Below are 25,056 nucleotides of genomic sequence, written 5' to 3' on the forward strand. Positions count from 1 at the left end.
GTATCTTGAAGTCGCTAAACAACCAATATCCATGTCAAATATAGTTAAAAATTATTTTAAGGTTTTAGAAGTTATAAGTTCTTTGAATTATGATTCAGTATCTAAATCAAGAGTTGGAAGAAGTAGCAAGATGTCTGATTTAGAGGTAATAGCACTTAGTCTAACAGCTGAATTCATGTCTATTGATAGTGAGAATTCACTTTTTAAACAGATTAGTTCCGGTATGATTCCTAATTTAATTGAACGTAGTCAATTCAATAAAAGAAGAAGAAAACTGTTTTTGTTTTCTGAAGAAATCAGAACCAAATTAGCCAACCGATTCTTGGAGTTCGAAAACTATTTTATTGTTGACAGTATGCCGTTGGAAATCTGTAAATTTTCTCGTCACAGCAGAATTAAGATCTGTAAAGATGAATTTGAAACAGCTCCTTCTAAAGGTTTTTGTGCTTCACAAAACAGCTGGTTTTATGGTTATAAGCTTCATGGGGTTTGTTCTGTATCTGGAGTTTTTCATTCTTTAGACATTACAAAAGCAGAAGTTCATGATGTTCATTTTTTAAATAACATCAAAAACCAAATGTCTGATTGTGTTATTCTTGGAGATAGAGGTTATCTTTCCCAGAGTGTTCAATTAGACCTATTTCAAACAGTTAAAATCAAATTAGAAACCCCAAAAAGAATCAATCAGAAAGACTATAAACCACAGCCATATATTTTTAGAAAATCCAGAAAAAGAATTGAAACTTTGTTTTCACAACTATGCGACCAGTTTTTAATTCGAAGAAATTATGCTAAATCTTTTAATGGTTTTAAAACAAGAATTTTAGCAAAAATAACGGCCATGACATTAATTCAATACATTAATAAATTCATATTTGACAGACCTATCAACAATATTAAAAATCAACTAATTTAATTTCACCCAACGGGTTATTTAACCAATAGAATACATCGTGATAATTACTTTCTGATCTAGCTTCAGTAAGAAACAAATATATAGATCGATTAGTTATAAAAAGCTGATGAGTTGCATCATACTTTTCTTGCCCACCAAAATCCCATATATTAAATCGGAAATTTTGATCATTCTTCAATCCTTTCATAGGGAAATCGAATGGATTTTTTAAAATATTTATTCCTTTTGTAGTGGTGCTTTTTGATAAAGAGTAATTTGGAAAAGTGAGTTTTTTTGTCAAGACCGTTTTTCCTACATCACCCCTACCAACAACAACCATTTTAGCTTCGTATAAAAATTCTTCTTGATCAGCTTCTTTTAAAGATCTAAGAAAATTTTTAATTGGTTCGACACCTTCTCTAACAATTTCTTCCGGTACATTTTCGATGTACTTACTATCTAGTTCTAAATTTTCTAAATTTTCTAAATTTAGAATTTCGTTTGGAATTATTCTTATTTCATTTATATTTTCTTTTTCATCTCTATTTCCAATATTAATATTTCCAAATTGAAGATCCATCATTTTTTTCAATTTAAAAATTGATGGTGGTATTTCTTTAAATTTATTTTTTCCTAAGCTTAGTTCCGTAAGTTCCGTAAGATTAGAAATTGAATCGGGTATTTCCTGAAGTAAATTGCTCCTTAAATTTATTCGTTTGAGACTTTTTATTTGAAATAGAACTTCAGGAAATTTTTCAAATAAGTTATTATCTAACCATATCTCACGAAGATTTGAGAGTTCTAAGATGTCATTAGGCAATTCACTTAAAAAATTATCACCAGCGAACAATGCTGCCAATTTTTTCAATTTAAACAATCCCTTCGGTAATTCTTTCAATCTAAAATTTCTTAATACAATTTTGTATAATTGATGCAGTCCAAATATTTTATCAGGGAACTCTTTAAAATTTTGGCCAACTATGTAAATATATATTAAATTAGGAGGTAAGCCAATGATACTATTTACATTTGGGCAACCGCTAATATTAAGGTAAGTTAAAGAATCCCAATCGTCTAATTCTTGCGGTAGAAAAGTTAAGGTATCGCTGTAAATAGTTAATTCAGTTAAAGATTTCATCCCAATTAATGAAATGGGGAATTTTTCGAAATCTCCCTTAATCGTTAGTTTTTTAAGACTTTTTAGTCGTTGAAACATTATAGGAACTTCTGAAATCGAAAAATGTATACTTAGATCTAATTCTTCAATATTAGTAAGATCAAATAGAATGTCTGGAATTTCTGTTAATTCTTCTTGATCCGATTTGTCAATAGAATAAAAATCTAACTTAGGAAGGTTCTTGTCTATTGTTTCTCTTATTAAATTTTGAATATCAAGTTCTTTACTCATTACTATTTTATGAAGATTAAATTATACACTCAAATTCTAAGCTTACAATCCTTTTAAATATAATTTAGATAAAAGCTAAAATTGTAGCTAATATAGGATATTTAATTAGATCATTAATAAAAGGTTTTTAGGAGTATTTCAAAAAAAGTTATCAAAAACTTTGAAAATTTATATAAGAAATTCTAAAATATATAGCTCTAATTCGATCAAATTTAACTTTGTGAGATTATAAAGCTGTAGTATTTGTAGCAAAAAAAAATGCAAAAAATCTAAAAGGAGAAATAAAAGGATTATTTCATGACGAAATAATCCTTTTATTTGATGAACATTGAGGTGTTTCAATCCCAATGTTCTAACTAGTGATGTGTCACTCTAGGCTGAATCGTTATGCTTAAATCAAATTCTTAGAAACAAAATCCCAGCTTGTTTTAACAGATTCCATTGGATTTGGAGAGTAATTCGTTTCCTGTTCCACAAAAAAGTGCTTCATTCCGGATAGTTTTGCTTCTGCAAAAATGGTTTTAAAGTTGATGCTTCCTTCACCAACTTCCGTATTCCATTCAGCTTTGGATTTGTCCATGTCTTTTACGTGCCACATCGTAAATCGGCCCGGATTCGCTTTGAACATTTGCAAAGGATCATTTCCTGAGCGTACAACCCAGTATAAATCCAGTTCAAAATCAACTAACTTTTTATCGGTTTCCTGGAGTAAAATATCATATCCTGTTTGATTCCCAAACTTTTTAAATTCAAAATCATGGTTATGATACGCTAATTTTAATCCAGATTGTTTACATAAAACCGCTGCTTCATTTATTTTCTGCGCAATTCGTTTGTAACTGTCTAAGTCACTTCTTAATTGTTCATCTAAATACGGAACCGTTATGTAGTCACTTCCTAATTGATTCGCGCATTCAATAGAAGCTTTTAGAAAATCAGCATTATTATCTTTTATAAACGAATTAAAATCATAATGTCCGCTTGGCGCTTTTAGGCCATTATCAACCAATATCTTTTTGAAATCTTTTGCAGAAGTGCCAAAAAAGCCTTTATCAGCTGAGAATCCATACGTTTCAACTTCTTTGTAGCCTGATTTGGCCACATGTTCTAAAACTCCTTTGACATTTTTAGAAAAATCTTCTCTCAAAGTATACAGCTGAAGTCCAATATTTTTTGGCTTAGCCGAAAACGCTAGGGAAGGAGCGATTGCCAATGCACCTAAAGCCAGACCACTATTAATTATAAAATCTCTTCTCTTTATCATTGTTTTACTTTATTAAATTAGATATCACAAATTGCAATTGCCTTTTTCAAAGAGACTATTTTATCTTTTTGTTTTGGAATAAATTCCTGTCCCACAAAACCTGTAAAACCAGTATTTGCAATAGCTTTCATTATTGCACTATAATTGAGTTCCTGCGTTTCATCGATTTCATTTCGACCCGGAACACCGCCCGTATGGTAGTGAACAATGTATTTGTGGTTTTCCTGAATGGTTCTGATAACATCGCCTTCGTCAATTTGCATATGGTAAATGTCATAGAGCAGCTTGAAATTTTCAGAGTTGATTCGTTTCGCCAGTTCAACTCCCCAGGATGTTTTGCTGCATTGATAATCTTTGTGGTTGATCTTGCTGTTCAATAGTTCCATAACCAGGATTACGTTATGTTTCTCTGCTAATGGAATCAATTTTTGTAACCCAAGCACACAATTATTCCAGCCTTCTTCATCTGTTTTTCCTCTGGTGTTTCCGCTAAAGCAAATCAGGTTTTTATAGCCTGCCTGAGCTACCAGCGGAATCATTTCCGTATAATTTTTAATCAGCTGTTCATGAAACTTTTGGTCGTTGAAACCATCCACAAGATTTAATTCGGCTCCATTGCACATAGTCGAAACAAGATTGTGTTTCTTGAGTACCGGCCAGTCTTTTGGACCTACCAGATCAATACCGGTAATTCCAATTTTTTTGGCTTCTGAACAAAGTGTTTCAATATCAAAATCATTAAAGCACCAACGCGCTACCGAATGATTAATTCTTCCTTTCAGCATCGAATCTAATTTAAGTTCTTCGTCAGGTTTGGCTAAAGCGAATAAATCCGCTGGAACACCTAAAGTCACAGTTCCGGCAAGAATACCTTTTATAACAGTCCTTCTATCAAAATTTGTACTCATTTTTTTATTTTTGAAATACTTAAATTTCATTTGCCATTTTATTTTTGTCCTGAAATAAAAGAGCAAAAACAAGGAATACGGCAAAAGCGATTCCCGCAGGAATAATCCATACCATGAACCAGTTGACTGCTCCTTCAACAGTTTTATAATTATCCGTAATCCAGCCTGCAACTGCAAATCCAATTAACATTCCGATACCATAAGTAGCGAGCGTAATCAAACCCTGAGCGGCGCTTTTGTATTTTTCGCCTGCTTTTGAATTGGTATAAATTTGTCCTGATACAAAGAAAAAGTCGTAACAAATTCCGTGTAAAGCGATTCCGGTAATCAACATCAAACTCAAATCGCTGCCATTTCCGTAAGCAAATAAAACGTATCGTACTGCCCAGGTCAGCATTCCCACCAGAATTGTTTTCTTAAAACCAAAACGGGCAAAAAATACAGGAATGAACAACAAAAACAAGGCTTCGGATATCTGGCCGATAGCCATTTTTCCTGTTGGATTTTCAACCCCGGCAGCAGTAAGGAAAGGGTGTGCATTTTGATAATAAAAAGCCAATGGAATGCAAATCAGAATCGATGAAATAAAAAAGATGAAGAAATTTTTATCCTTTAAAAGCCTTAAAGCATCCAGACCAATAATATCACCAATTTTAATTTTTCCTTCACTGATTTTTGGAGGGGTTTTAGGCAGAGTAAAACTCAATAAGCCCAAAACCAAAGCCGCAATTCCGGCCAAAAGAAATGTATTTTTAAGCAATCCGTTAGAAACAGCTTCTGCAGAATCCCAATGAAACAGAAAGCTAATAGATATGCCTGCCAAAATCCAGCCTATTGTACCCCAAACCCTAATGTTTGCAAATTCTTTCTCCGCATCTTTCATCTGATTAAATGCAACCGAATTTACTAAAGCCAGTGTTGGCATATACAAAACCATATAACTCAATACATAGGCATAAAATATCCCAACATCTGTAGACTGATACATTTGATACATTAAAAAGGCACCTGCTAAATGTAAAATACCTAAGATTTTTTCCGCATTAAAATAACGATCTGCAATCAAACCAATAATGAAAGGAGCAATGATAGCTCCCCAGGATTGGGTAGAAAAAACGGCTGCTGTCTCTGCACCGGAAGCTTTCAGATTGCTTCCTAAAAAAGTGCCAAGAGTAACAAACCATGCTCCCCAGATAAAAAATTCGAGAAACATCATTACAGATAATTTAATGCGGATAGTTGTATTCATACGTAGTGGTTAATTTGGTTTGATAGCTTTTGAACTAATATTATTTACAGCCTGTTGTCGTTTCCATAGTATTCCATTCTTTAATGGAAATATTGCGGTACCATACGTTATCGCCGTGGTCCTGCAAAGCAATTTTTCCTTTTTTGAATGTTCCGAAAGCTGGCCATTCCTTGAATTTGCTTCCTGCTACCAGGGCTTTAAAATTATCATCCCAAAGTACCGTTTCTACAATAATAACTCCGTTTAAGACAAAAGTCAGTTTTCCGTTTTTACAAACCACTTCTGCCGTATTCCATTCTCCTACTGGCTTAACCGGTTCCGATTTGCTTTGGATTAAATCATATAAATCTCCGGCACGGTGTTTCGTTATTTTTCCGTCGGGATGGCCATTATTGTCTAAAACCTGCATTTCTAAACCGGTTTCATACGTGTTTTTATATTTTTGCGGGTTTTCATTCACATAAAAAATAATTCCGCTATTCGCTTTTGGAGCGACTTTCCATTCTAATTTTAAATGAAAGTTTTCATATTCGGCATCTGTTACTAAATCTCCTCCCTGACCATTTTTGGCAGCTTCAGGGTCAAAATGCAATACGCCGTCTTCAACCTTCCATCCGGCGCTTGCTGTTGTTTTTCCGTAAGTATGCCAGCCTGTAGTTGTTTTTCCGTCAAAGATAGGTTTGAATCCTTTTTGAGCGTGTAGGTTTTGAAATAAAGTGAATGCTAATACAGCTGTGATAATCTTTTTCATGATTTTTACTTTTTAATTCTTTATTGTTTTTTAGAAGCTCAGGTTTTTCCAGCCTTCTCTGTAATCGCGTTTTACAAATTGATTTACATCATCTACATTGGTTACTTTCTTGGCATCATTATCCCAAAGCAATTTCACGGAACGTCCCGGATAAACATCTTCGCCAAGTACTTCTTTGTATAAATCGTATCCTCTTACAGCAAGATTGGCCATTAATAAAGCTTCTGTTAAAGGACCTGCTATTTCAAATGGTGAACTCAGTTCTTTTTTGCCATAACCTGCAATACATCCTTCAATCCATTGTTTTTGATGTCCACTGGCACCATCTTTTACCCTTGGGTATTTCTCTTTTATTTTTAGATTTTCATTCCGGCTTAAAGGCAACAATCGTGGGTTTTCACTATAAGTATCACATAGCATTTTTCCTTTTGTTCCAATGAATAAAGTACCGTTTCCGCCATCACCAAAGATTTCATTAGCCCCTAATTCTTCCGGACGTTCAGGCTGAATTCCGCCATCCATCCAGTGCAGTTTGATATCGCCTTTTGTTTTATTGGTTTTTGGAAATGTCAATGTCACATGACTTGACGGTGGACAGCTCTCCGGGAAATAGCCTCTTTTGAATTCATCAATATAAACCGAGCCAACGCTGCACTGCACATCTTTGGCATATTTTAGATTCAATACTGAGAATGGCGCTTCCATCAAATGGCAACCCATGTCACCTAATGCGCCAGTTCCATAATCCCACCAGCCACGCCAGTTGAACGGTACTAATTTGTCTACATAATTTTTGTAAGGAGCAGTGCCAAGCCATAAATCCCAATCCAGTTCTTTAGGGACTTCAGTTTTTACTGTTGACCAGGGAATTCCTTGTGGCCACACAGGTCTGTCTGTCCAGGCGTAAACCGTATGTACATCACCAATTAAATCAGCATCGTACCATTCTTTTAAAATTCGGGTACCATCATTGGATGATCCCTGATTTCCCATTTGTGTGACTACTTTATAACGGGCAGCCGCCTGAGTCATCATGTGTGCTTCATAAATATCGTGTGCCATTGGTTTTTGCACATACACATGTTTGCCCAACTGCATGGCTGAAAAGGCCTGAATGGCATGATTATGATCAGGGGTAGAAACAGAGACTGCATCGAAATGTTTATGCTCTTTATCAAACATTTCTCGCCAGTCCTTGTAGAATTTTGCCTTCGGAAAACCCTTTACACTATCAGCGGCTCTTCTGGTATCCACATCGCATAAATAAGCAATATTAGCGATGCCGCTGTTTTCAAAAGATGAGATGTCAGATTTTCCTTTTCCGCCAACACCAATACCCGCAATCGTTAATTTGTCACTGGGAGCGACAAAACCTCTGCCCATAACATGTCTTGGAATAATCAAAAAAGCCGTAGTGGCCAGCACTCCTTTTTTTAGAAAATCCCTGCGTATAATCGATTCTGGTTCTTTACTTTTATTGAAGTCCTGATCCATATAGATTTTAATTTATTTGTTCAATGATAGAATGTATATTGCAATTTTCTTTGCATCTTCTTTTTTTAATGCAGTATGAGCCGACATTGGTATTGCGCCCCAGACTCCTGAACCTCCTTTTGTGATTTTCTCCGTTAAATATTTGACGTTTTTATCGTTCATTGGATATTTTTTGGCGATATCTAAATATGAGGGACCGACTACCTTTTTATCTATTTTGTGACAGGTAGCACAATCTTCTTTTTTTATTAAAGTTTCTCCTTCAGATGGTTTAGTTTGCTTTATAACACTATATTCTGCAGGAATTGAATTATAATTCGAAAAAGAGCATAAAGCGCCCAAAACTATCATTGCAACTAAAATTTTAATTTTCATATGTATTAATTAAACAGTTTATAATCCTAAATTTTTCCTGTTAAGCTGTGTGTTGGTTTCTACCGCAGCAAAATCATCAAAAGCTTTATCGGTCACTTTGATGATATGTTTTTTTATGAATTCTGCTCCCTCACGGGCACCATCCTCCTGATTTTTTAAACAACATTCCCATTCCATTACAGCCCAGCCTTTGTAATCGTATTGCGCTAGTTTGCTGAAAATGGTTTTAAAATCAATCTGACCATCGCCGGGTGAACGATAACGTCCTGCACGATTCAGCCAGCTTTGATAACCTCCAAAAGTTCCTTGTTTTCCTGTTGGATTAAATTCGGCATCTTTAACATGGAAAGCTTTGATCCGTTCATGGTAAAAATCGATATACTGAATATAATCCAGTTGCTGCAACACAAAATGTGAAGGGTCGTACAGAATGCAGGCACGCTCATGATTGTTTACTGCTTTGAGGAACATTTCGTAAGTTTCACCATCAAATAAATCTTCTCCCGGATGAATTTCATAACAAACATCGACTCCGTTTTTATCAAATTCATTAAGGATTGGGAGCCAGCGATTCGCCAGTTCTTTGAATCCATCTTCAATTAAACCGGGCGGGCGTTGTGGCCATGGATGAAAATATTGCCACAATAATGAACCACTAAAAGTAGCATGTGCATTAAGCCCTAAATTTTGAGAAGCTTTTGCAGCATAATGCAATTGCTGTACTGCCCATTCTTGTCTTTCCTTTGGGTTACCTCGCAAAGCCTTTGGAGCAAATCCATCAAAAAAGTCATCGTAAGCAGGATGAACAGCAACCAGCTGACCTTGTAAATGAGTGGAGAGTTCCGATATTTTTAATCCGTATGAGCCAACAATACCGGTAAGTTCATCAGCATAGGTTTTGCTTTCAGCGGCTTTTTGTAAATCAATAAAACGTGAATCCAGAGTAGGGATTTGTACTCCTTTAAAATCCAGACTGGCTGCCCATTGGCAAATGCTTTCCAAAGAATTAAAAGGAGCTTTGTCAGAAATAAATTGCGCTAAAAAAACCGCAGGTCCTTGCATTGTGTTCATTTGTTGTGATTTAAATTAAAAAATCAGTCCATTTTTGAGATGATTTCCCTGATGCAATTACATTTTCTATAAAAGCCATTCCACGTACACCATCTGCTACTGTTGGAAAATCAAGCATGTTTGCTGTTGGTTCTTTTCCTTCTGATTTTGATTGTAAAGTCAGGGCAAAATTCTTGTATAAATTCCCGAAAGCTTCGAGATATCCTTCCGGATGTCCGCTTGGAATTCGGGTATTGAAGGTTGCAATTGGTGATAGATATCCGTTTCCGGTACGATACAACTGGGCAGGAGCGTCTAACCATTTTACGATTAAAGTATTGGGTTCCATTTGATGCCATTCTAAACCACCTTTCTCTCCATAAACTTTAATTTTTAAGCTGTTTTCTTCACCGGCTGCAATTTGGCTGGCTACCAAAATTCCATTGGCACCATTATCAAATTTAAGCAGTACATTTCCGTCGTCATCCAGTTTCCGGTTGGCAACTACAGTATTGATATCGGCACAAATCTGAGTAATTTGCAATCCTGAAATATATTCTGCTAAGTGTGCTGCGTGAGTTCCAATATCACCCATACAACCGCTGATTCCGCTTTTAGACGGATCTGTTCTCCAGGCTGCCTGTTTGTTTCCGGCGTTTTCAAAGTCAGTACTCAGCCATCCCTGCGGATATTCCACCATTATTTTCCGAATGGCTCCAAAATCATTTTTAGCGACCATTTCCCTTGCCTGTTTTACCATCGGATATCCTGTGTATGTATGTGTTAAGCACAGATAGAGTCCTGTTTCTTTTACTTTTTGTTCTAATAATTTGGCTTCCGCTAAAGTCAGTGTCATCGGTTTATCCAAAACAACATGGAAACCATTTTCTAATGCGAGCATAGCAGGAGCAAAGTGAACATGATTGGGTGTTACTATCGAAACAAAATCCATTCTTTCCTCAGTAGATAATTTTGCTTCGGTTTCAATCATTTGGGTGTAGGATTCATAACATTTATCCTGAGACAAACCTAATTCTTTACCGGATTCAAGGGATAATTCCGGATTAGAACTAAAAGCACCACAATGTAATTCAATTAATCCGTCCATGTTAGCTGCAATGTGATGAACTGCTCCAATAAAAGCATTTTTGCCACCGCCTATCATTCCCATTTTTAATTTTCTCATATTTGAATAATCGTAATCTAGATGTTTTTTTTCTTTAATTCTTTTACAGCATAATCACAAGCTCTGGCAGTTAATGCCATATAGGTCAGCGAAGGATTTTGACAGGCACTTGAAGGCATGCAGGAACCATCAGTAACAAATACGTTGCTGACTTCATGCATTTGATTCCATTTGTTCAGTACAGATTCTTTAGGATCATTCCCCATTCGGGCTGTTCCCATTTCGTGAATGGTCATTCCCGGATAGCAGCCGTTATCGTATGCTTTTACGTTTTTGGCACCAGCAGCTTCAAGCATTTCAGCAGCATCATACATCATGTCTTCGCGCATTTTGGCTTCATTCTCTTTGTATTCACAGTCGATTGCCAATACAGGCTGTCCCCATTTATCTTTTTTTGTATGATCGATGTACACTTTATTTTCATAATAAGGAAGCATTTCTCCAAAACCGCCTAATCCCATTGTCCATGATTCAGCCGGTCTGGATAAAATTTCTTTGAAATCGCCGCCAAAGTCTAATTCGGCTACTTCTTTATGCCAATGGCCTCTGCTTGCGGCACCCTGATACCCAAAACCGCGTAAATAATCTCTTTTGTCATCTTTAAAATTCTGGTATCTTGGAATGTAAATTCCATTGGCTCTTCGACCATATGTGTATTTATCTTCAAAACCTTCAACAGTTCCTTCTGCGCCACATCTAAAGTGATGGTCCATTAAATTATGTCCAAGTTGTCCGCTGCCATTACCCAATCCATTTGGATGCGCTTCTGATGTTGAGTTCAGTAAAATAAAAGTAGAACCTAAAGTTGATCCATTAACGAAAACAATTTTGGCATAAAATTCTATGCTTTCATTAGTCTCGCTATCTATGACCATTACGCCCTTTGCCTTTTTACTCTCTTTATCGTAAATAATATGATTGACAATAGAATAGGGGCGAACCGTTAATTTTTTTGTAGCTATTGCAGCTGGTAAGGTAGAGGACTGCGTACTGAAATAAGCTCCAAAAGGACAACCTCTGCTGCATAAATTTCTATACTGGCAGCTGCCTCTGCCCAGATGGGGTACCGTTAAGTTTGCTGTACGGCCAATAGTTAAAATTCGGGATTTGTTATAATGTTTTTCAATGCGTTCTTTTACGGATTTTTCAACACAGTTCATTTCCATAGGAGGTAAAAACTGACCATCAGGCAATAAAGGCCAACCTTCATTTTGACCACTTATACCGGCAAATTTTTCTACGTAATCGTACCATGGAGCAATATCTTTGTATCGGATTGGCCAGTCATTTCCGTGGCCATCTTTTTTATTGTCTTCGAAATTGATATCACTTAAACGATAACTTTGACGCCCCCACATTAGGGACTTTCCACCAACATGAAAACCTCTGTACCAATCAAAACGTTTATCTTCTGTGTAAGGACATTCCAAATCATTCACCCACCAGCTTTCATTAGCTTGTTGGTAGGGGTAGTCTCTGGTTTGTACCGGATGTGTTCTCTTTTGTTCTTCGGTTAATTTTCCGCAATAGGCTATTTCCCAGGGCGCTTTCATTGCCGAATCATAGTCTTTAATGTGTTCTATGTTTTTACCACGCTCTAACATTAGGACTTTTAAGCCCTTTTGTGTTAATTCTTTGGCTGCCCAGCCTCCACTTATTCCTGAACCTACAACTATGGCGTCATACGTATTTTGTTTTTTTAAATCAGTATTGATGTTCACGATGTCTTATTAATAAGTTAGTAAATGAGTCGAAAGCGATTAGCTTTATATCGCCCACGCTTTCTGTCCGGGGATGTAGTCTGCATTTCCATCGTATTTCCCGGGTATGGGCAAATATTCTCTCGCGATTGTACAGCCAATTTCTGAAGTAAAGTAACCTAAAAGCGTTAAATCTCTGGTAATTAAAAAGAATGATGGCTCTCTGTTATTGTCAATCGTTTCTTGTTTTAGTTCTTTCATGAGCAGGTTTTTCTCTGCACTATTCAGACTTAAGAATTCTTTATTGAATTTGGTCCTGCATTTTGCCAGCATATCTTCAAAGCCTTTTTTAAAGATTTCCTGAAGATTTAGAGGGTAGCAATCTTTTATAATCAATGGGATTAAAGTGCCAATACCTGCAGCTTTTGCCCCTGGTGAATTTGTGGTTGTAGGTAAAATAATTTCGGCAAATTCTCCAAAAATTTCTTCATCGGTAGCTAAAAAGGAATAGGTAGTCCCTTGTTCCGGATTATAAACTGTAAAACTTTCAAATAAAACACCCATTGTTGTTGCAGAAATGGCTCCACCCATTAAAAAAGCCATCTTTTTTAGCGCCTCTCTTCTTTCCATTGCTAAAATATTAAAAATAAAGTATAAATATTGAAAATAACTTAATTATCAATGTATTACAATAATATGAAAAAAACAGATATATTTTTATTTTTAAGTATAATTAATTGAATAAATTTTATATTTTACAAAATAATTACAAACTTTAGAGTTTGTTTTGTAAAATAAAACCTGTCAATTATTAAAAAGTGAGATAAATGTAAAATATTAAGAAAATGTAATAGAAGTGTAAATAGGGTTGTAAGAAAGAAATAGTATAATTGGATAATAAAAAAAGCGCAACCTTTATTATTGGTAGGTATGCGCTTTGAAATTGTGATCTACTTAAATAGGATATTAAATAATTTTCTTTACTCCCGGAATCAATAAAACAAGTGAACCAAATATGAAACTGCTTATTATTATTAAGGGAGTCATGACTAAAATTTTTGTTGCAGGTTCAATATCCCAATTTCTCACACATAATGTAAAAACTACTATAATTAACGGATGAAAAATGTAAACTGCAAAACTGCTGCGTGATGCTTTGGTTAGCAGTTTTGACGTTTTATTCCAGTTTCTTTTTCCCTTAATTAAAAGCGTTGTCAGAATCGAAATACCAATCATTTGTTCCCATACGGCATATAACAATGCCTGCCAATGAAAACCTCCCGAAAACCAGGAAGAAGGCGTATTGAGTTTAAATTTTATAATAAAAAATACCGGAAAAAATAATAGACAATACCATACTACTTTTTTGAGTTGCTTAGCTGTTTCTCCTGAAAGCTGATCAAACCAATTGTTTTTTGAGGCCAATAAGCCGATAATGAATAAGGCAATATATTGTGGAAAATGCCCAAGCTGAAATCCAACTGGTTTAAGAACCCAGCCAACAGGAAATATAATTCTAACCAAAAAACTAATAATTCCAATTATTATTGAAAACAATAGTATGGTACGTGAATCTGGCGCGTGTATAGATTTGTTGAAGTTAATTTTGAATATCTTTTTTATTCCTGTATAAAGTAACGTAAAAAGTAATAGAGCAGCGATGAACCATGTAACGCCTAGGTCGATCCAGCTATTGTATCCGCTTAAATATTCGAAGAAAGAAATATGATGGTTCTTCGCAAAATAGTAAACCAAGTAACATATAAATGGGGTAAGAATGAAACAGTAGAATAATATTGGGGTTCCAAGTCGAATTAGCCTTTCTTTAATGAATTTAGAGATTCCTTTTTTAGAATAGGAAGAGCTGGTAAAATAGGCTGCCAATAGAAAGAAATAGCCCATAAAGAAAGATTGATTGATACTAATGCATGCTGTTGTAAAAATACGCATTCCTAAAAAACTAGTTTCTTCATTATAGTACCAGCCTTCAGAAGAACTATAAGCAATAAAAGTGTGATGAAGTACCACTAATATGGTAAGAAGAACCTTGGTGTTGTCAATATAAAGAAGTTTTTTCGAAGACCCAGAATCATCATTCATGGATGCTGTTGCAGTTGTCATAATAATTTTTGTTTTGTGTTATTGATGGCAAACATACAGTAAGAAAATATAGTAACGTGAGGCTTGTTACTGATAACTAGGTTTTGTGATGAATAACAAACTTAAGTAATGCATTGGCTTCGAAGCTCCTGATAGTATGTGTTGAAACTCTCAACCTGCTTTCTTGAAACAGGAATCTTAACATCGGTTTCATTGAATGAAAGAAGATATCCTTGTGAGTTTCCGGACACTTTTTCAATCTTAAACATATTTATCAAATAGGTTCTGTGGCATCTAAAAAAGTGTGGATAATCTGTTATTTGACTTTCAAATTGAGTTAAAGAAATCCTTTTTACTTCTGTGATAATTTGGCTACCATTCGATTTTGTTAACTCGATGTAATTTCCATCAGCTTTTACAAAGAGCAGCTGGTTCATATCTAAGTTAAAATCATCTTGTTTTACCTGTGTGCTAATGAAACGATTAGGTGTTATAACTGTTTTTTCGGGTTCAATTTCTAAAGGAGTAAATTGAAGAATAAATGGAGATCCTTTTTTGGACTCAAAATAAAAACTCGATAATCTTAGAAAGAAATAAAAGAAGATACCGGCTACAAAGCAATTTCTAATTTCCTCAAAAAGATATTTCCACGACCAGTTGTTTGAATTTGTATAAAGTAAATCACGCATTAAAAAGCTGGTTATGCCAATAAAAACTAATAATACTCCAATACAAATATATTCTTTCACTAAAGTCCATTCTGTTTTATTTTTTAGTGCTCTAAAATAATTTAGTGTTCTAAAATAAATAAACAAAATGAGAGATGGAGCTGATGCATGTAAAAAGCAAATAAAGAAATAATGCATCCTAAGTTCTGGATCATAAACTCCAAATGGTTTGAATGCTAAAAGAAATAGTAAAATGATAAGAAAAACAATAGCTGAACTTTTTACGAGATTTTGAGATTGATATCGTCGTGGGTATTCAATTTCATTTCGCAAATGTTGTGTATTGATGTAGAAAGGCATGTTATGGATTTATTTGGGAATAAAAATACAAAAAACAACAATCTCATTGCTTTTGAATTATTAGATTTGATCCATGATGGGATTTGATCCAAAATTCCGAATCATAAAAAAGCCTGAGAATTTAGATTCTCAGGCTTTCTTTTTTATAGTGACCATGGAGGGATTTGAACCCTCACGCCCTTGCGAGCACCACCCCCTCAAGATGGCGAGTCTACCGTTTCTCCACATGGCCGGAAAAGAAAAAAGGTCAAGTAAATAAATACTCGACCTTTTGTGACCCGACTGGGGCTCGAACCCAGGACCCCATCATTAAAAGTGATGTGCTCTACCGACTGAGCTATCGAGTCATTGCTTCAAGAAACTGAATTTGTTAATCACAAAATTTGTGACCCGACTGGGGCTCGAACCCAGGACCCCATCATTAAAAGTGATGTGCTCTACCGACTGAGCTATCGAGTCATTATGTTTCTTGAACGCGGGTGCAAATATAAGGAGTTTATTTTATTATTTGCAAGCAAATTTATTATAAATTTGTCTTTTTTTAACCAAATTTCACAATGCCTTAGTTTATAGGGTTTTATTAAAATGAAAAAAATCATATTATTAGGTTATATGGGCTGCGGAAAGTCTACAATTGCCCAAAATTTATCAAAAGCAACCAATATTCCATTTTTGGATTTGGATAATTGCATTGAAAAAAAAGCAAATTTGTCTATAAAAGAGATTTTCGAGAAGTATGGAGAAATCTATTTTAGAAAATTAGAACACGAAATGTTTGTAGAATTACTTCAGTCTTCAGAAAATAGTATAATTGGTTTGGGTGGCGGGACACCATGTTACGCTAATAATCATGAGTTATTAAAGAGAGATGATGTTATCTCAGTTTATTTAAAAGCTTCAATAGATACTTTATATAATAGATTAGTATATAATAAAAGCAAGCGACCGCTAATTGCGAATATGGATGAGGAGGAAATGAGAGAGTTTATTGCGAAACATTTATTCGACAGAAGCTTTTATTACAACCATGCGCAGTATAAAGTTTCTGTCGATGATAAAACCGTTGAGGAAACAGTTCAGGATATTTTAGAGATATTAGCTTAAAGAAGCGTAATTGCCTCCGTTTTCGTCAAAAACAACTTTGACATGCTCTAATAGAGATGTGGAAAGCGAAATGCCTTTAAAATCGGCTTTTACAGGATATTTTTTGTGATTTCGGTCAACAAGTACTGCGGTTTTGAATTTCTTTAAAGGGGCGTCGAGAAAATGACGGACAGCATATATTAATGTGGTTCCTGAATTTAATACATCATCAACTAATACAAGACCTTTGTTTTCGTATTCTGATACGCTCAACGAAGTCTGAATGGGTAATTGTGGGTTCTGTTTGTCTATGATGACTTCACATAAAGATACTTTAAGGGTAGATATATTGCTTAATGCTAAAGCAATTTTTTCTGCAAAAACACATCCGTTAGTTGCAATTCCGGCTATTACAACTTCATCTTCATCAACAAAAGTCTCATAAATCTGATAGGCGATACGTTTTATTTTGTGTTCAATTTCCTGATTAGTTAAGATGATGTTTTGGCTCATGATTTATTTTTTTGCTAATATAATTAATTTAAATTCCAATATAAAAATTGCTTCGCCAATTCGCTGTCGCTCGGGTGCAAATTCCAATGTTATATAAAAGGAAATCTCAATTTTTTAATTTTAAATTCAAGTTGTGAGAAATTGAATTTCGATGTTGGAATTTTGGATTTGAAAATTAGGATTTATTCTGTTTCTTCTTCGTCAAAAAAATCCTCTCCATACTCATCAATATCTCTTCTGTCTTTTTTTGTTGGTCGTCCGGTTCCGTTTTTGCGATAATGTTCTTTGGATAGTTTTAATAATTCTAAATGAGCATAAGCTTCTGGCGGTGTCTCGTTTTTACGATATATGTCAACCAATTTTGCTCCGACGCGACTTTCGGGGATATCCAGTACAGTTATAATTTGTGTGATCTGATCTTTTCTAAATGTGATTCTGTCTGTAGGAAAAACTTCTTTAGAGGGTTTTGCTATTTGTCCATTTACGGTGATATGGTTCTTTTTACAAGCTTCTGTAACCATATTTCGTGTCTTGTAATATCTCACGCACCAGAGGTATTTATCTATTCGCATAATTTTTCTAAAATCAGAGTTAAATTCTTTACAAAAATAAATCAATATTGTATCTTGCGCACCTAAAAAATTAACAATAATGAATAAATTTAAATATTTTTTTATTTTACTGATTGCTGCAACTGCTTTGGTTTCTTGTAATAAAAATGATGATGATGATTTTCAAGTTGAGCCATTGAGAGATTTTGCTACTCAATATGCAACTGATAAAGCAACTATAGAGGGATATTTGAATACACATTATATAGTTGTTACCGAAAGTTCTGGTAATGTGGAAGACATGGATGTGGTTATTGACTCTATTAAAGATCCAATGACGCAAGTCCCGATTATGTCTTATAAGGCTAATGTAGGAACTGCGGTCTATCCTCAATTAAAATCTAAAAATGTTGATTTGCATGGTATAACTTATCAATATTATTATTTAGTGTTAAGAGAAGGAACGGGTGATTCACCTATGAATACAGATGGTGTTTTGGCTTCTTATAGCGGTAGTTATTTAAAAGATGTAGCTAAAACTGATAAGCATTCTGCATATGTTAAGGCTACTTTTTTCGAACAACTTGTGTATCCGCAATCTTTTACAGATTTAACTGGAGTTGTGTTAGGGTGGTCAGAGATTTTTCCTGAATTTAAGACTGGAAATGCCGTTGGAAAAGAAGATGGGAATATTAGTTATATGGATTTCGGTGCAGGTGTAATGTTTATACCTTCTGGTTTAGGATATTATAATACAGGAAATGGGTCTATTCCGTCTTATTCACCTTTGGTGTTTAGTTTTAAATTGTATAAACTGCAAAGATTGGATCATGATGGCGATGGTGTATTGGATGTTGATGAAGATATAAATGGAGATGGTTTTGTTCGTGATTATCGTAATACAACTTTGTATCCTGTTGCTCCGGTAAATCCTGACGATACTGATAAAGATGGTCTGGCGGATTTTATAGACATAGATGATGACGGAGATGGATATACGACTCTTTTAGAAATTACAAAGCCAACTGGAAAAGTAGGTAAGGTTATGGAAAATGGTGTAGAAGTAAATTATGGCCCAAGTAAATATTTTCCATTTGAAGCCTTTACTGTTGTAGATGATCCGGCAACACCAAATACAAATGAAGCTTTAAATAGTGAGAAAAGAGGAATTCCTCGAAAACCTACAGGAGAGCTTACTAATGATAAATTGCCTGAATCATGGAGTAATCCTAGAAAGTTTACAGACGATGATTATACTGCTTCAGGAAGATTAAGAATACACTTAGATAATTCTTATCCTTATAAAAAGAATTAAAAAGATAGAATAAAAAAACCTCGAAATGTTAATTTCGAGGTTTTTTATTAAAGAAAATGAAGTATTATTTTCTTTTGATAACTCTTTCTACAGCTTCAACAATCGCCTGATTGTTTAGTTTGTATTTCTCCATTAATTGCTCAGGAGTTCCGGATTCACCAAAACTGTCTTTAACAGCAACAAATTCCTGAGGAGTAGGATTGTTTAAAGCTAATACGCCTGAAATGCTTTCTCCAAGGCCACCAAGATAGTTGTGCTCTTCAGCAGTTACGATGCATTTGGTTTTAGCTACTGACTTTAAAATAGCTTCTTCGTCTAGAGGTTTGATAGTATGGATGTTGATTACTTCTGCAGAAATTCCTTTTGCTTCTAAAGCTTCGGCAGCAATAAGAGCTTCCCAAACTAAGTGTCCTGTTGCTACGATTGTAACATCAGTTCCTTCGTTTAATAAAATTGCTTTTCCAATTACGAATGGTTCGTCAGCAGGAGTGAAGTTAGGTACAACCGGACGTCCGAAACGTAGATATGCAGGTCCGTGGTGATCAGCTAAAGCTAAAGTAGCAGCTTTTGTCTGATTGTAATCGCAAGTGTTGATTACAGTCATTCCAGGCAGCATTTTCATTAATCCGATATCTTCTAAGATTTGGTGAGTAGCACCGTCTTCTCCTAAAGTTAAACCAGCGTGAGAAGCGCAGATTTTTACATTTTTATCAGAATAAGCAACAGACTGACGAATCTGGTCGTAAACTCTTCCTGTAGAGAAGTTGGCGAAAGTTCCTGTAAACGGAATTTTCCCTCCAATTGTTAAACCTGCAGCGATTCCGATCATGTTGGCTTCTGCAATCCCGATTTGGAAAAAGCGCTCCGGGTGGTTTTTCTTGAATTCGTCAAATTTCAATGATCCAATCAGGTCAGCACATAATGCTACCACTTTTTCGTTTTTCTGACCTAGTTCAGTCATTCCCGCTCCAAAACCTGAACGGGTATCTTTGCTTCCTGTATTTGTGTATTTTTTCATTTTTGTTTTTTTGCTGTACGCATTAGGCATTAGGCGATAAACCAGGTTTAGCGCTTAAAGCATAAAGCTTTGTTTTAATAATCTGAATTGGCTCCAGTGTTATAGTTTTGTTCTAAAGCAGTTGCAAGCTGAGCATCATTTGGTGCTTTACCGTGCCATGCATGACTGTACATCATGTAATCTACACCATTACCCATTTCGGTATGAAGTAATACGCAAACAGGTTTTCCTTTTCCTGTTCTTGCTTTGGCTTCATTCATTCCGTCAATGATGGCTTCAATGTCATTTCCTTTAGTAATTTCAATAACTTCCCAGTCAAAAGCTTCAAATTTAGCACGCAGACTTCCCATTGCTAAAACTTCGTCAGTTGTTCCGTCGATTTGTTTTCCGTTAAGGTCAACTGTGGCGATAAGGTTGTCTACTTTTTTTGCAGAAGCATACATGATAGCTTCCCAGTTTTGACCTTCCTGTAATTCACCATCTCCGTGTAAAGTATAAACCAAATGGTTATCACCATTTAATTTTTTAGCCTGTGCAGCACCAAGAGCGACAGACAAACCTTGTCCTAATGATCCGGAAGCCATACGAACTCCAGGTAGCCCTTCGTGAGTTGTAGGGTGTCCTTGTAAACGAGAGTTTAATAATCTGAAAGTAGCAAGTTCTGAGATAGGGAAATAACCGCTTCTTGCTAAAACGCTATAAAATACAGGTGAAATATGGCCATTTGAAAGGAAGAAAAGGTCTTCTCCGATTCCATCCATATCAAAACCTTCTTTACGTTCCATAATATTTTGGTATAATGCTACCAAAAATTCGGTGCAACCTAATGAACCACCTGGGTGACCTGAGTTGACAGCATGTACCATTCTAAGAATATCTCTTCTTACCTGGATCGTTAAATCGCTTAATTGTTGTGTGTTAGGCTTCATTTTATATGTAAAAGTTAAACTGGTGCAAAAGTAATTTTTATTTTGCGGGCTGACAAATGATTTTCTGCTTTAGTTTGCTGCAATTGTGAAATTCCGGTGCTTTTTTTATTAATCTTAAAAAAATAACTGAAATGATTTGAATTTTCGAAAAGAGATGTTTCTGTTTTGTTGTTTCTTGATGATAATTAAAACTAAAAAAGCCCCAAATGGGACTTTAATTTTAAATTGAGTTTCAGGTTTTATTCGGTATCACCTTCGCTGTAAAAATTGTTTTCTTCGTCTTCAGAGCCAATTTCTTCCTGTACGTCATCAAGTTCTGAGCCTGGAATATCGAGGTCGTTACCGAGTTTGTCACTATTTTGTTTCCATTCGTGATCTTCCGGATTGAGGATAATTCTTTCGCCTGAGATTTCTTCCGGATCAATGTCTTCGAGGTTTTCCTGCTGATTGTAGATGTCTTCTGTTTCCGGATAATCTAAGTTTTCGAGATTTCTTTCAATGTTTTTTTCGATTTGAGCATCCTTGATTTGATTTTGTTTGTCTTCTGAATTTATCATGATTTGTAATTTTTTAGTTGTGTATTAAAATTACAAAAGGAATCGCTGAAACAGTTACATTTTTATGTTTTGATTCTTGCAGTTTTTACATTATTTTATCAGTTAACTTTCTGATGAGGCTTTTGTTTTAGGGATAGTAGCAGTATCTCCCGATTTACAAAAGCAAGGCTTTTTAGTCTTAGTTTTTATTAATTGGGAATATACCGAATGAGCCTGACCCTTGTGGAACGCCCAAAATAAATTTTAAATTCAGAGGTTGAAATTAAAAATTCCAATGTCTCAGATTTCAGGTTTGATGTTTCTGAGAAACATTCTCTAATTTTCTAATTGACAAATTTTCTAATTGATAAAATTTCCCTGAAATTAAACTATCTTTGCACCCTGAAAAAAGAAACAGATGAAGTTTGATTTATTACAAAAAGATCCGCAATCGAAAGCGAGGGCAGGAAGCATTACTACAGATCACGGTGTAATTGAAACGCCTATTTTTATGCCTGTTGGAACAGTAGCTTCTGTAAAAGGAGTGCATCAGCGTGAATTGAAAGACGATATTAACCCTGATATTATCCTTGGAAATACCTATCATTTATACCTGCGTCCACAGACTGAGATTCTTGAAAAAGCAGGCGGATTGCATAAATTCATGAATTGGGATCGTAATATTTTGACAGATTCTGGAGGATATCAGGTATATTCTCTTTCTTCAAACAGAAAGATCAAGGAAGAAGGAGTGAAGTTTAAGTCACATATTGATGGCTCATACCACTTTTTTACACCCGAAAATGTGATGGAAATTCAGCGTACGATTGGGGCTGATATTATTATGGCTTTTGATGAATGTACGCCTTACCCTTGCGATTACAGATATGCACAGCGTTCGATGCATATGACACATCGCTGGTTAGATCGTTGTATTAATCATTTAGAGAAAGTTCCTTATAAATATGGTTATGAGCAAACGTTTTTTCCAATTGTTCAGGGAAGTACTTATAAAGATTTACGCCGTCAGTCGGCAGAATATATTGCGAATTCAGGTCAGCAGGGAAATGCAATTGGAGGATTATCAGTAGGCGAACCTGCAGAGGAAATGTATGCCATGACAGAAGTGGTCTGTGAAATTCTTCCGGAAGATAAACCCCGATACTTAATGGGGGTTGGTACTCCTATTAATATATTAGAAAATATTGCGTTAGGAATTGATATGTTTGACTGCGTTATGCCAACACGTAATGCAAGAAACGGAATGCTGTTTACGGCAAACGGGACTATCAATATTAAAAATAAGAAATGGGAAGCTGATTTTTCACCAATTGATGAAATGGGACATACTTTTGTAGATACAGAATATTCAAAAGCATATTTGCGTCACTTATTTGCCGCAAATGAATATTTGGGAAAACAAATTGCTACAATTCATAACCTTGGTTTTTATATGTGGCTGGTTCGAGAAGCCAGAAAGCATATCTTAGCAGGAGATTTCAGGCCATGGAAAGAAATGATGGTTAAAAATATGAGTCAAAGACTTTAAGAAAAAGTTTCAAGTTTTTTTAGTTTCAAGTTTCAGGTTCTGTAAGTAACGTGAAACTTGAAACCTGAAACAAAAAAACATAAAAATATATGTTAACAATAATAGATAAATATATCTTAAAAAGATATCTCGGGACTTTTTCTGTGATGCTGCTTTTGTTTGCGCCAATAGGAATCGTAGTTGATGTTTCTGAAAAGATAAATAAGATGTTGGAGAATAAAATTCCTTTTATGGAAATCGCTTTCTATTATTACAACTTTACAATCTATTTTATCAATATGTTGTTTCCGATATTTTTGTTTTTATCGGTAATTTGGTTTACATCAAAATTGGCAAATAATACCGAAATTATTGCTATTTTAAGTTCTGGTATTTCGTTTGCACGTTTTTTAAGACCCTTTATAATTGGAGCTACAATTGTTTCTACTTTTATATTAGTAATGGGATTCTTTATAGTTCCTGCTGCCAGTGAAGGATTTAATAATTTTAGGTATACTTATCTAAAGGGGAATGGTAAGCAACTTATGCGTGGTGAAAACACTAATGTTTACAGACAGATTAATGATAATGATTTTATTTTTGTAAATAGTTTTAATGAAGAAACTAAAACGGCTTTTAACTTTTCACTGGAGCATTTTGAAAAAGATAAACTTACCTATAAAATTACTGCCAGCCGAATTACTTGGGACCCTAAAAAGAAGACTTATATTTTATATGATTATACCAAAAGAACGGTCGGAGAACTCAACGATATAATAGAGAAAAACCCTGAAAAACCAGTGAAGTTCAAGTTTGAACTGGCAGATTTAACTCCGGTTGTCTATATTGCGGAAACGCTTTCTTTAGGTGAATTAATTGATTTTATTGATAAGGAACGCAAAAGAGGTTCCGGAAACATCAATACCTATTTGGTGGTATTGTATAAAAAATACAGTGTGCCAGTTTCTGCTTTCATTTTGACTATCATTGCAGTTGCGGTTTCGTCTATGAAGCGCCGTGGCGGAATGGGAGTTAATCTGGCGATAGGGATTGCAATTGCTTTTTCATTCGTGTTTTTTGATAAAATCTTTGGTACTCTTGCCGAAAAATCAACTTTCTCACCTTTTTTAGCCGTATGGTTTCCGAATATTGTTTTCGGGACTCTGGCAATTTACTTACTACGCAATGCGAAACGATAACTTAAAAAGCTATTTAAATCTTCATTTAATAGTTTTTATATGGGGATTTACGGCAATTCTTGGCGCTTTGATTACTATTGATGCCGATAATTTGGTTTGGTACAGAATGTTGCTGGCCTTAATTTTTTTAGGAGCTTTTATTATTTACAAAAAACAATCTTTTCGGGTTCCGGTAAAGGAACTTTTTAAGTTGGTTTTTGTGGGCTTGTTAATTGCTCTGCATTGGATATTCTTTTTTAAAGCTATTCACGTTTCAAACGTTTCGATTACGCTTTCCATATTTTCATTAGGGGCTTTTTTTGCTTCATTGTTAGAGCCGCTTTTCTACGGAAGAAAAATATTGTGGTACGAAGTTTTTTTTGGACTAATTATTATAGCTGGATTAGCTTTGATACTACAGGTAGAAATAAAATATCTTACAGGAGTGTATTATGCATTGGCATCTATCATATTAGGGGTTGTATTTACTTTACTAAATGGTAAATTAATCTCAGATCATGAGCCTTCGCTTATAACATTTTATGAATTTGGTGCTGGCGTTTTCTTTATCTCTCTTTATTTTTTAGTACAGGGAAAATTTACCGCAGAATTTTTTACAATCTCGTTAAATAATTGGGTTTTATTACTCATTTTAGCTTCGGTTTGTACGGCTTATGCATTTACAGCTTCTGTAAAAGTAATGCAGCGCTTAACACCTTATACTGTTATGTTAACTACTAATTTAGAGCCTGTTTACGGAATTATACTGGCTTATTTTATACTTGGCGGAAAAGAAAAGATGAGTACTGAGTTTTATATTGGAGCTCTTATAATTGTAATTACTGTTATTTTAAATGGTGTTTTCAAACATTCTCAAAACAAGAAAAAAAAGTAATATTTTACTTATTTATAAATTGCGTATTAATACTTTAGTGTGAATTATTTACACCAATGATATAATATTTTTATATTTGCGGTTCGATTTAAAAACAAAATT

The 25,056-nt window shown here is 34.8% G+C and carries 24 protein-coding genes and 3 tRNA genes; 6 read left to right on the forward strand and 21 right to left on the reverse strand.

Features of this window, described 5'->3' with window-relative positions:
* Positions 1–130: 130 nt before the first annotated feature.
* Positions 131–916, forward strand: a complete 786-nt coding sequence (locus tag ACNC7R_RS05105) for an IS982 family transposase (RefSeq protein WP_417943144.1) — start codon at positions 131–133, stop codon at positions 914–916.
* On the opposite strand, the gene ACNC7R_RS05110 is transcribed toward ACNC7R_RS05105, so the two are convergent.
* The 16 genes from ACNC7R_RS05110 to ACNC7R_RS05185 form a co-directional block, all read right to left on the reverse strand.
* On the reverse strand, positions 897–2,303 hold the full coding sequence (locus ACNC7R_RS05110; RefSeq protein WP_417939891.1) for a leucine-rich repeat protein: 1,407 nt from the start codon (positions 2,301–2,303) through the stop codon (positions 897–899). The genes ACNC7R_RS05105 and ACNC7R_RS05110 overlap by 20 nt on opposite strands.
* 391 nt (positions 2,304–2,694) lie before the next feature.
* Positions 2,695–3,567, reverse strand: coding sequence for a sugar phosphate isomerase/epimerase family protein (locus ACNC7R_RS05115; RefSeq protein ID WP_417939892.1), 873 nt, complete (start codon positions 3,565–3,567; stop codon positions 2,695–2,697).
* Positions 3,568–3,584: 17 nt separating this feature from the next.
* Complete coding sequence (locus ACNC7R_RS05120) at positions 3,585–4,475, reverse strand: hydroxypyruvate isomerase family protein (protein WP_417939893.1); 891 nt, start codon at positions 4,473–4,475, stop codon at positions 3,585–3,587.
* 19 nt (positions 4,476–4,494) lie between these two features.
* The gene (locus ACNC7R_RS05125) at positions 4,495–5,724 is read right to left on the reverse strand and encodes a nucleoside permease (RefSeq protein WP_417939894.1); all 1,230 of its coding nucleotides are present in this window, start codon (positions 5,722–5,724) and stop codon (positions 4,495–4,497) included.
* Positions 5,725–5,764: 40 nt separating this feature from the next.
* Entirely contained in the window at positions 5,765–6,475 is a 711-nt protein-coding gene (locus ACNC7R_RS05130) for a 3-keto-disaccharide hydrolase (protein ID WP_417939895.1), read from the reverse strand.
* Between the two features lie 30 nt (positions 6,476–6,505).
* Positions 6,506–7,969, reverse strand: coding sequence for a Gfo/Idh/MocA family protein (locus tag ACNC7R_RS05135; RefSeq protein ID WP_417939896.1), 1,464 nt, complete (start codon positions 7,967–7,969; stop codon positions 6,506–6,508).
* Between the two features lie 12 nt (positions 7,970–7,981).
* On the reverse strand, positions 7,982–8,344 hold the full coding sequence (locus tag ACNC7R_RS05140) for a c-type cytochrome (RefSeq protein ID WP_417939897.1): 363 nt from the start codon (positions 8,342–8,344) through the stop codon (positions 7,982–7,984).
* Between the two features lie 18 nt (positions 8,345–8,362).
* Positions 8,363–9,415 (reverse strand): sugar phosphate isomerase/epimerase family protein, encoded by a 1,053-nt coding sequence (locus ACNC7R_RS05145; RefSeq protein WP_417939898.1) that lies wholly within the window; start codon positions 9,413–9,415, stop codon positions 8,363–8,365.
* Between the two features lie 10 nt (positions 9,416–9,425).
* The gene (locus ACNC7R_RS05150) at positions 9,426–10,580 is read right to left on the reverse strand and encodes a Gfo/Idh/MocA family protein (RefSeq protein ID WP_417939899.1); all 1,155 of its coding nucleotides are present in this window, start codon (positions 10,578–10,580) and stop codon (positions 9,426–9,428) included.
* Between the two features lie 17 nt (positions 10,581–10,597).
* Positions 10,598–12,301, reverse strand: a complete 1,704-nt coding sequence (locus tag ACNC7R_RS05155) for a GMC oxidoreductase (protein WP_417939900.1) — start codon at positions 12,299–12,301, stop codon at positions 10,598–10,600.
* Between the two features lie 45 nt (positions 12,302–12,346).
* Positions 12,347–12,910, reverse strand: coding sequence for a gluconate 2-dehydrogenase subunit 3 family protein (locus ACNC7R_RS05160; RefSeq protein WP_417939901.1), 564 nt, complete (start codon positions 12,908–12,910; stop codon positions 12,347–12,349).
* Positions 12,911–13,246: 336 nt separating this feature from the next.
* Entirely contained in the window at positions 13,247–14,401 is a 1,155-nt protein-coding gene (locus tag ACNC7R_RS05165; RefSeq protein WP_417939902.1) for an acyltransferase family protein, read from the reverse strand.
* A 101-nt stretch (positions 14,402–14,502) separates the two neighbouring features.
* Positions 14,503–15,408 carry a LytR/AlgR family response regulator transcription factor gene (locus ACNC7R_RS05170; RefSeq protein ID WP_417939903.1) on the reverse strand — a complete coding sequence of 302 codons (906 nt, stop codon included), beginning with the start codon at positions 15,406–15,408 and terminating at the stop codon, positions 14,503–14,505.
* Positions 15,409–15,557: 149 nt separating this feature from the next.
* A tRNA-Leu gene (locus ACNC7R_RS05175) sits at positions 15,558–15,640 on the reverse strand.
* A gap of 42 nt (positions 15,641–15,682) precedes the next feature.
* A tRNA-Lys gene (locus ACNC7R_RS05180) sits at positions 15,683–15,755 on the reverse strand.
* Positions 15,756–15,794: 39 nt separating this feature from the next.
* Positions 15,795–15,867 (reverse strand) — tRNA-Lys (locus ACNC7R_RS05185).
* A gap of 126 nt (positions 15,868–15,993) precedes the next feature.
* Here ACNC7R_RS05185 and ACNC7R_RS05190 point away from each other — a divergent pair.
* Positions 15,994–16,512, forward strand: a complete 519-nt coding sequence (locus ACNC7R_RS05190) for a shikimate kinase (protein ID WP_417939904.1) — start codon at positions 15,994–15,996, stop codon at positions 16,510–16,512.
* On the opposite strand, the gene ACNC7R_RS05195 is transcribed toward ACNC7R_RS05190, so the two are convergent.
* Positions 16,504–17,004: a phosphoribosyltransferase family protein gene (locus ACNC7R_RS05195; RefSeq protein ID WP_417939905.1), complete on the reverse strand. Its 501-nt coding sequence runs from the start codon at positions 17,002–17,004 to the stop codon at positions 16,504–16,506. The genes ACNC7R_RS05190 and ACNC7R_RS05195 overlap by 9 nt on opposite strands.
* 182 nt (positions 17,005–17,186) lie before the next feature.
* Complete coding sequence (locus ACNC7R_RS05200) at positions 17,187–17,576, reverse strand: RNA-binding S4 domain-containing protein (protein ID WP_417939906.1); 390 nt, start codon at positions 17,574–17,576, stop codon at positions 17,187–17,189.
* A 79-nt stretch (positions 17,577–17,655) separates the two neighbouring features.
* Here ACNC7R_RS05200 and ACNC7R_RS05205 point away from each other — a divergent pair, with 79 nt between their 5' ends.
* Entirely contained in the window at positions 17,656–18,870 is a 1,215-nt protein-coding gene (locus ACNC7R_RS05205; protein WP_417939907.1) for an FKBP-type peptidyl-prolyl cis-trans isomerase, read from the forward strand.
* A 64-nt stretch (positions 18,871–18,934) separates the two neighbouring features.
* Here the strand turns inward: ACNC7R_RS05205 and ACNC7R_RS05210 are convergent, their stop codons facing one another.
* The 3 genes from ACNC7R_RS05210 to ACNC7R_RS05220 form a co-directional block, all read right to left on the reverse strand.
* Positions 18,935–19,888: a transketolase family protein gene (locus ACNC7R_RS05210; RefSeq protein WP_278010864.1), complete on the reverse strand. Its 954-nt coding sequence runs from the start codon at positions 19,886–19,888 to the stop codon at positions 18,935–18,937.
* A gap of 74 nt (positions 19,889–19,962) precedes the next feature.
* Positions 19,963–20,817 (reverse strand): transketolase, encoded by an 855-nt coding sequence (locus ACNC7R_RS05215; RefSeq protein WP_417939908.1) that lies wholly within the window; start codon positions 20,815–20,817, stop codon positions 19,963–19,965.
* A gap of 239 nt (positions 20,818–21,056) precedes the next feature.
* Positions 21,057–21,374, reverse strand: coding sequence for a hypothetical protein (locus tag ACNC7R_RS05220; protein WP_417939909.1), 318 nt, complete (start codon positions 21,372–21,374; stop codon positions 21,057–21,059).
* 397 nt (positions 21,375–21,771) lie between these two features.
* Between ACNC7R_RS05220 and tgt the strand changes: the two genes are divergently transcribed.
* The 3 genes from tgt to ACNC7R_RS05235 all read left to right on the forward strand — a co-directional run bounded on the left by tgt (position 21,772) and on the right by ACNC7R_RS05235 (position 24,954).
* A complete protein-coding gene (gene tgt / locus ACNC7R_RS05225) occupies positions 21,772–22,902 on the forward strand; it encodes a tRNA guanosine(34) transglycosylase Tgt (protein ID WP_269237213.1) in 1,131 nt (376 codons plus the stop codon).
* Positions 22,903–22,991: 89 nt separating this feature from the next.
* Complete coding sequence (locus tag ACNC7R_RS05230) at positions 22,992–24,080, forward strand: LptF/LptG family permease (protein WP_417939910.1); 1,089 nt, start codon at positions 22,992–22,994, stop codon at positions 24,078–24,080.
* A complete protein-coding gene (locus ACNC7R_RS05235; RefSeq protein WP_417939911.1) occupies positions 24,067–24,954 on the forward strand; it encodes a DMT family transporter in 888 nt (295 codons plus the stop codon). The genes ACNC7R_RS05230 and ACNC7R_RS05235 overlap by 14 nt, the downstream gene beginning before the upstream one ends.
* The last annotated feature ends 102 nt before the right edge of the window (positions 24,955–25,056 follow it).

This window comes from Flavobacterium adiutor, from assembly GCF_048282555.1.
In the GTDB taxonomy this organism is placed as follows: domain Bacteria; phylum Bacteroidota; class Bacteroidia; order Flavobacteriales; family Flavobacteriaceae; genus Flavobacterium.

Coding starts and splice junctions, on each gene's coding strand:
- ACNC7R_RS05105 (WP_417943144.1), top strand. CDS start 131: ATGTCTGATTTAGAGGTAATAGCACTTAGTCTAACAGCTGAATTCATG.
- ACNC7R_RS05110 (WP_417939891.1), bottom strand. CDS start 2,303: ATGAGTAAAGAACTTGATATTCAAAATTTAATAAGAGAAACAATAGAC.
- ACNC7R_RS05115 (WP_417939892.1), bottom strand. CDS start 3,567: ATGATAAAGAGAAGAGATTTTATAATTAATAGTGGTCTGGCTTTAGGT.
- ACNC7R_RS05120 (WP_417939893.1), bottom strand. CDS start 4,475: ATGAGTACAAATTTTGATAGAAGGACTGTTATAAAAGGTATTCTTGCC.
- ACNC7R_RS05125 (WP_417939894.1), bottom strand. CDS start 5,724: ATGAATACAACTATCCGCATTAAATTATCTGTAATGATGTTTCTCGAA.
- ACNC7R_RS05130 (WP_417939895.1), bottom strand. CDS start 6,475: ATGAAAAAGATTATCACAGCTGTATTAGCATTCACTTTATTTCAAAAC.
- ACNC7R_RS05135 (WP_417939896.1), bottom strand. CDS start 7,969: ATGGATCAGGACTTCAATAAAAGTAAAGAACCAGAATCGATTATACGC.
- ACNC7R_RS05140 (WP_417939897.1), bottom strand. CDS start 8,344: ATGAAAATTAAAATTTTAGTTGCAATGATAGTTTTGGGCGCTTTATGC.
- ACNC7R_RS05145 (WP_417939898.1), bottom strand. CDS start 9,415: ATGAACACAATGCAAGGACCTGCGGTTTTTTTAGCGCAATTTATTTCT.
- ACNC7R_RS05150 (WP_417939899.1), bottom strand. CDS start 10,580: ATGAGAAAATTAAAAATGGGAATGATAGGCGGTGGCAAAAATGCTTTT.
- ACNC7R_RS05160 (WP_417939901.1), bottom strand. CDS start 12,910: ATGGAAAGAAGAGAGGCGCTAAAAAAGATGGCTTTTTTAATGGGTGGA.
- ACNC7R_RS05165 (WP_417939902.1), bottom strand. CDS start 14,401: ATGACAACTGCAACAGCATCCATGAATGATGATTCTGGGTCTTCGAAA.
- ACNC7R_RS05170 (WP_417939903.1), bottom strand. CDS start 15,408: ATGCCTTTCTACATCAATACACAACATTTGCGAAATGAAATTGAATAC.
- ACNC7R_RS05190 (WP_417939904.1), top strand. CDS start 15,994: ATGAAAAAAATCATATTATTAGGTTATATGGGCTGCGGAAAGTCTACA.
- ACNC7R_RS05195 (WP_417939905.1), bottom strand. CDS start 17,004: ATGAGCCAAAACATCATCTTAACTAATCAGGAAATTGAACACAAAATA.
- ACNC7R_RS05200 (WP_417939906.1), bottom strand. CDS start 17,576: ATGCGAATAGATAAATACCTCTGGTGCGTGAGATATTACAAGACACGA.
- ACNC7R_RS05205 (WP_417939907.1), top strand. CDS start 17,656: ATGAATAAATTTAAATATTTTTTTATTTTACTGATTGCTGCAACTGCT.
- ACNC7R_RS05210 (WP_278010864.1), bottom strand. CDS start 19,888: ATGAAAAAATACACAAATACAGGAAGCAAAGATACCCGTTCAGGTTTT.
- ACNC7R_RS05215 (WP_417939908.1), bottom strand. CDS start 20,817: ATGAAGCCTAACACACAACAATTAAGCGATTTAACGATCCAGGTAAGA.
- ACNC7R_RS05220 (WP_417939909.1), bottom strand. CDS start 21,374: ATGATAAATTCAGAAGACAAACAAAATCAAATCAAGGATGCTCAAATC.
- tgt (WP_269237213.1), top strand. CDS start 21,772: ATGAAGTTTGATTTATTACAAAAAGATCCGCAATCGAAAGCGAGGGCA.
- ACNC7R_RS05230 (WP_417939910.1), top strand. CDS start 22,992: ATGTTAACAATAATAGATAAATATATCTTAAAAAGATATCTCGGGACT.
- ACNC7R_RS05235 (WP_417939911.1), top strand. CDS start 24,067: ATGCGAAACGATAACTTAAAAAGCTATTTAAATCTTCATTTAATAGTT.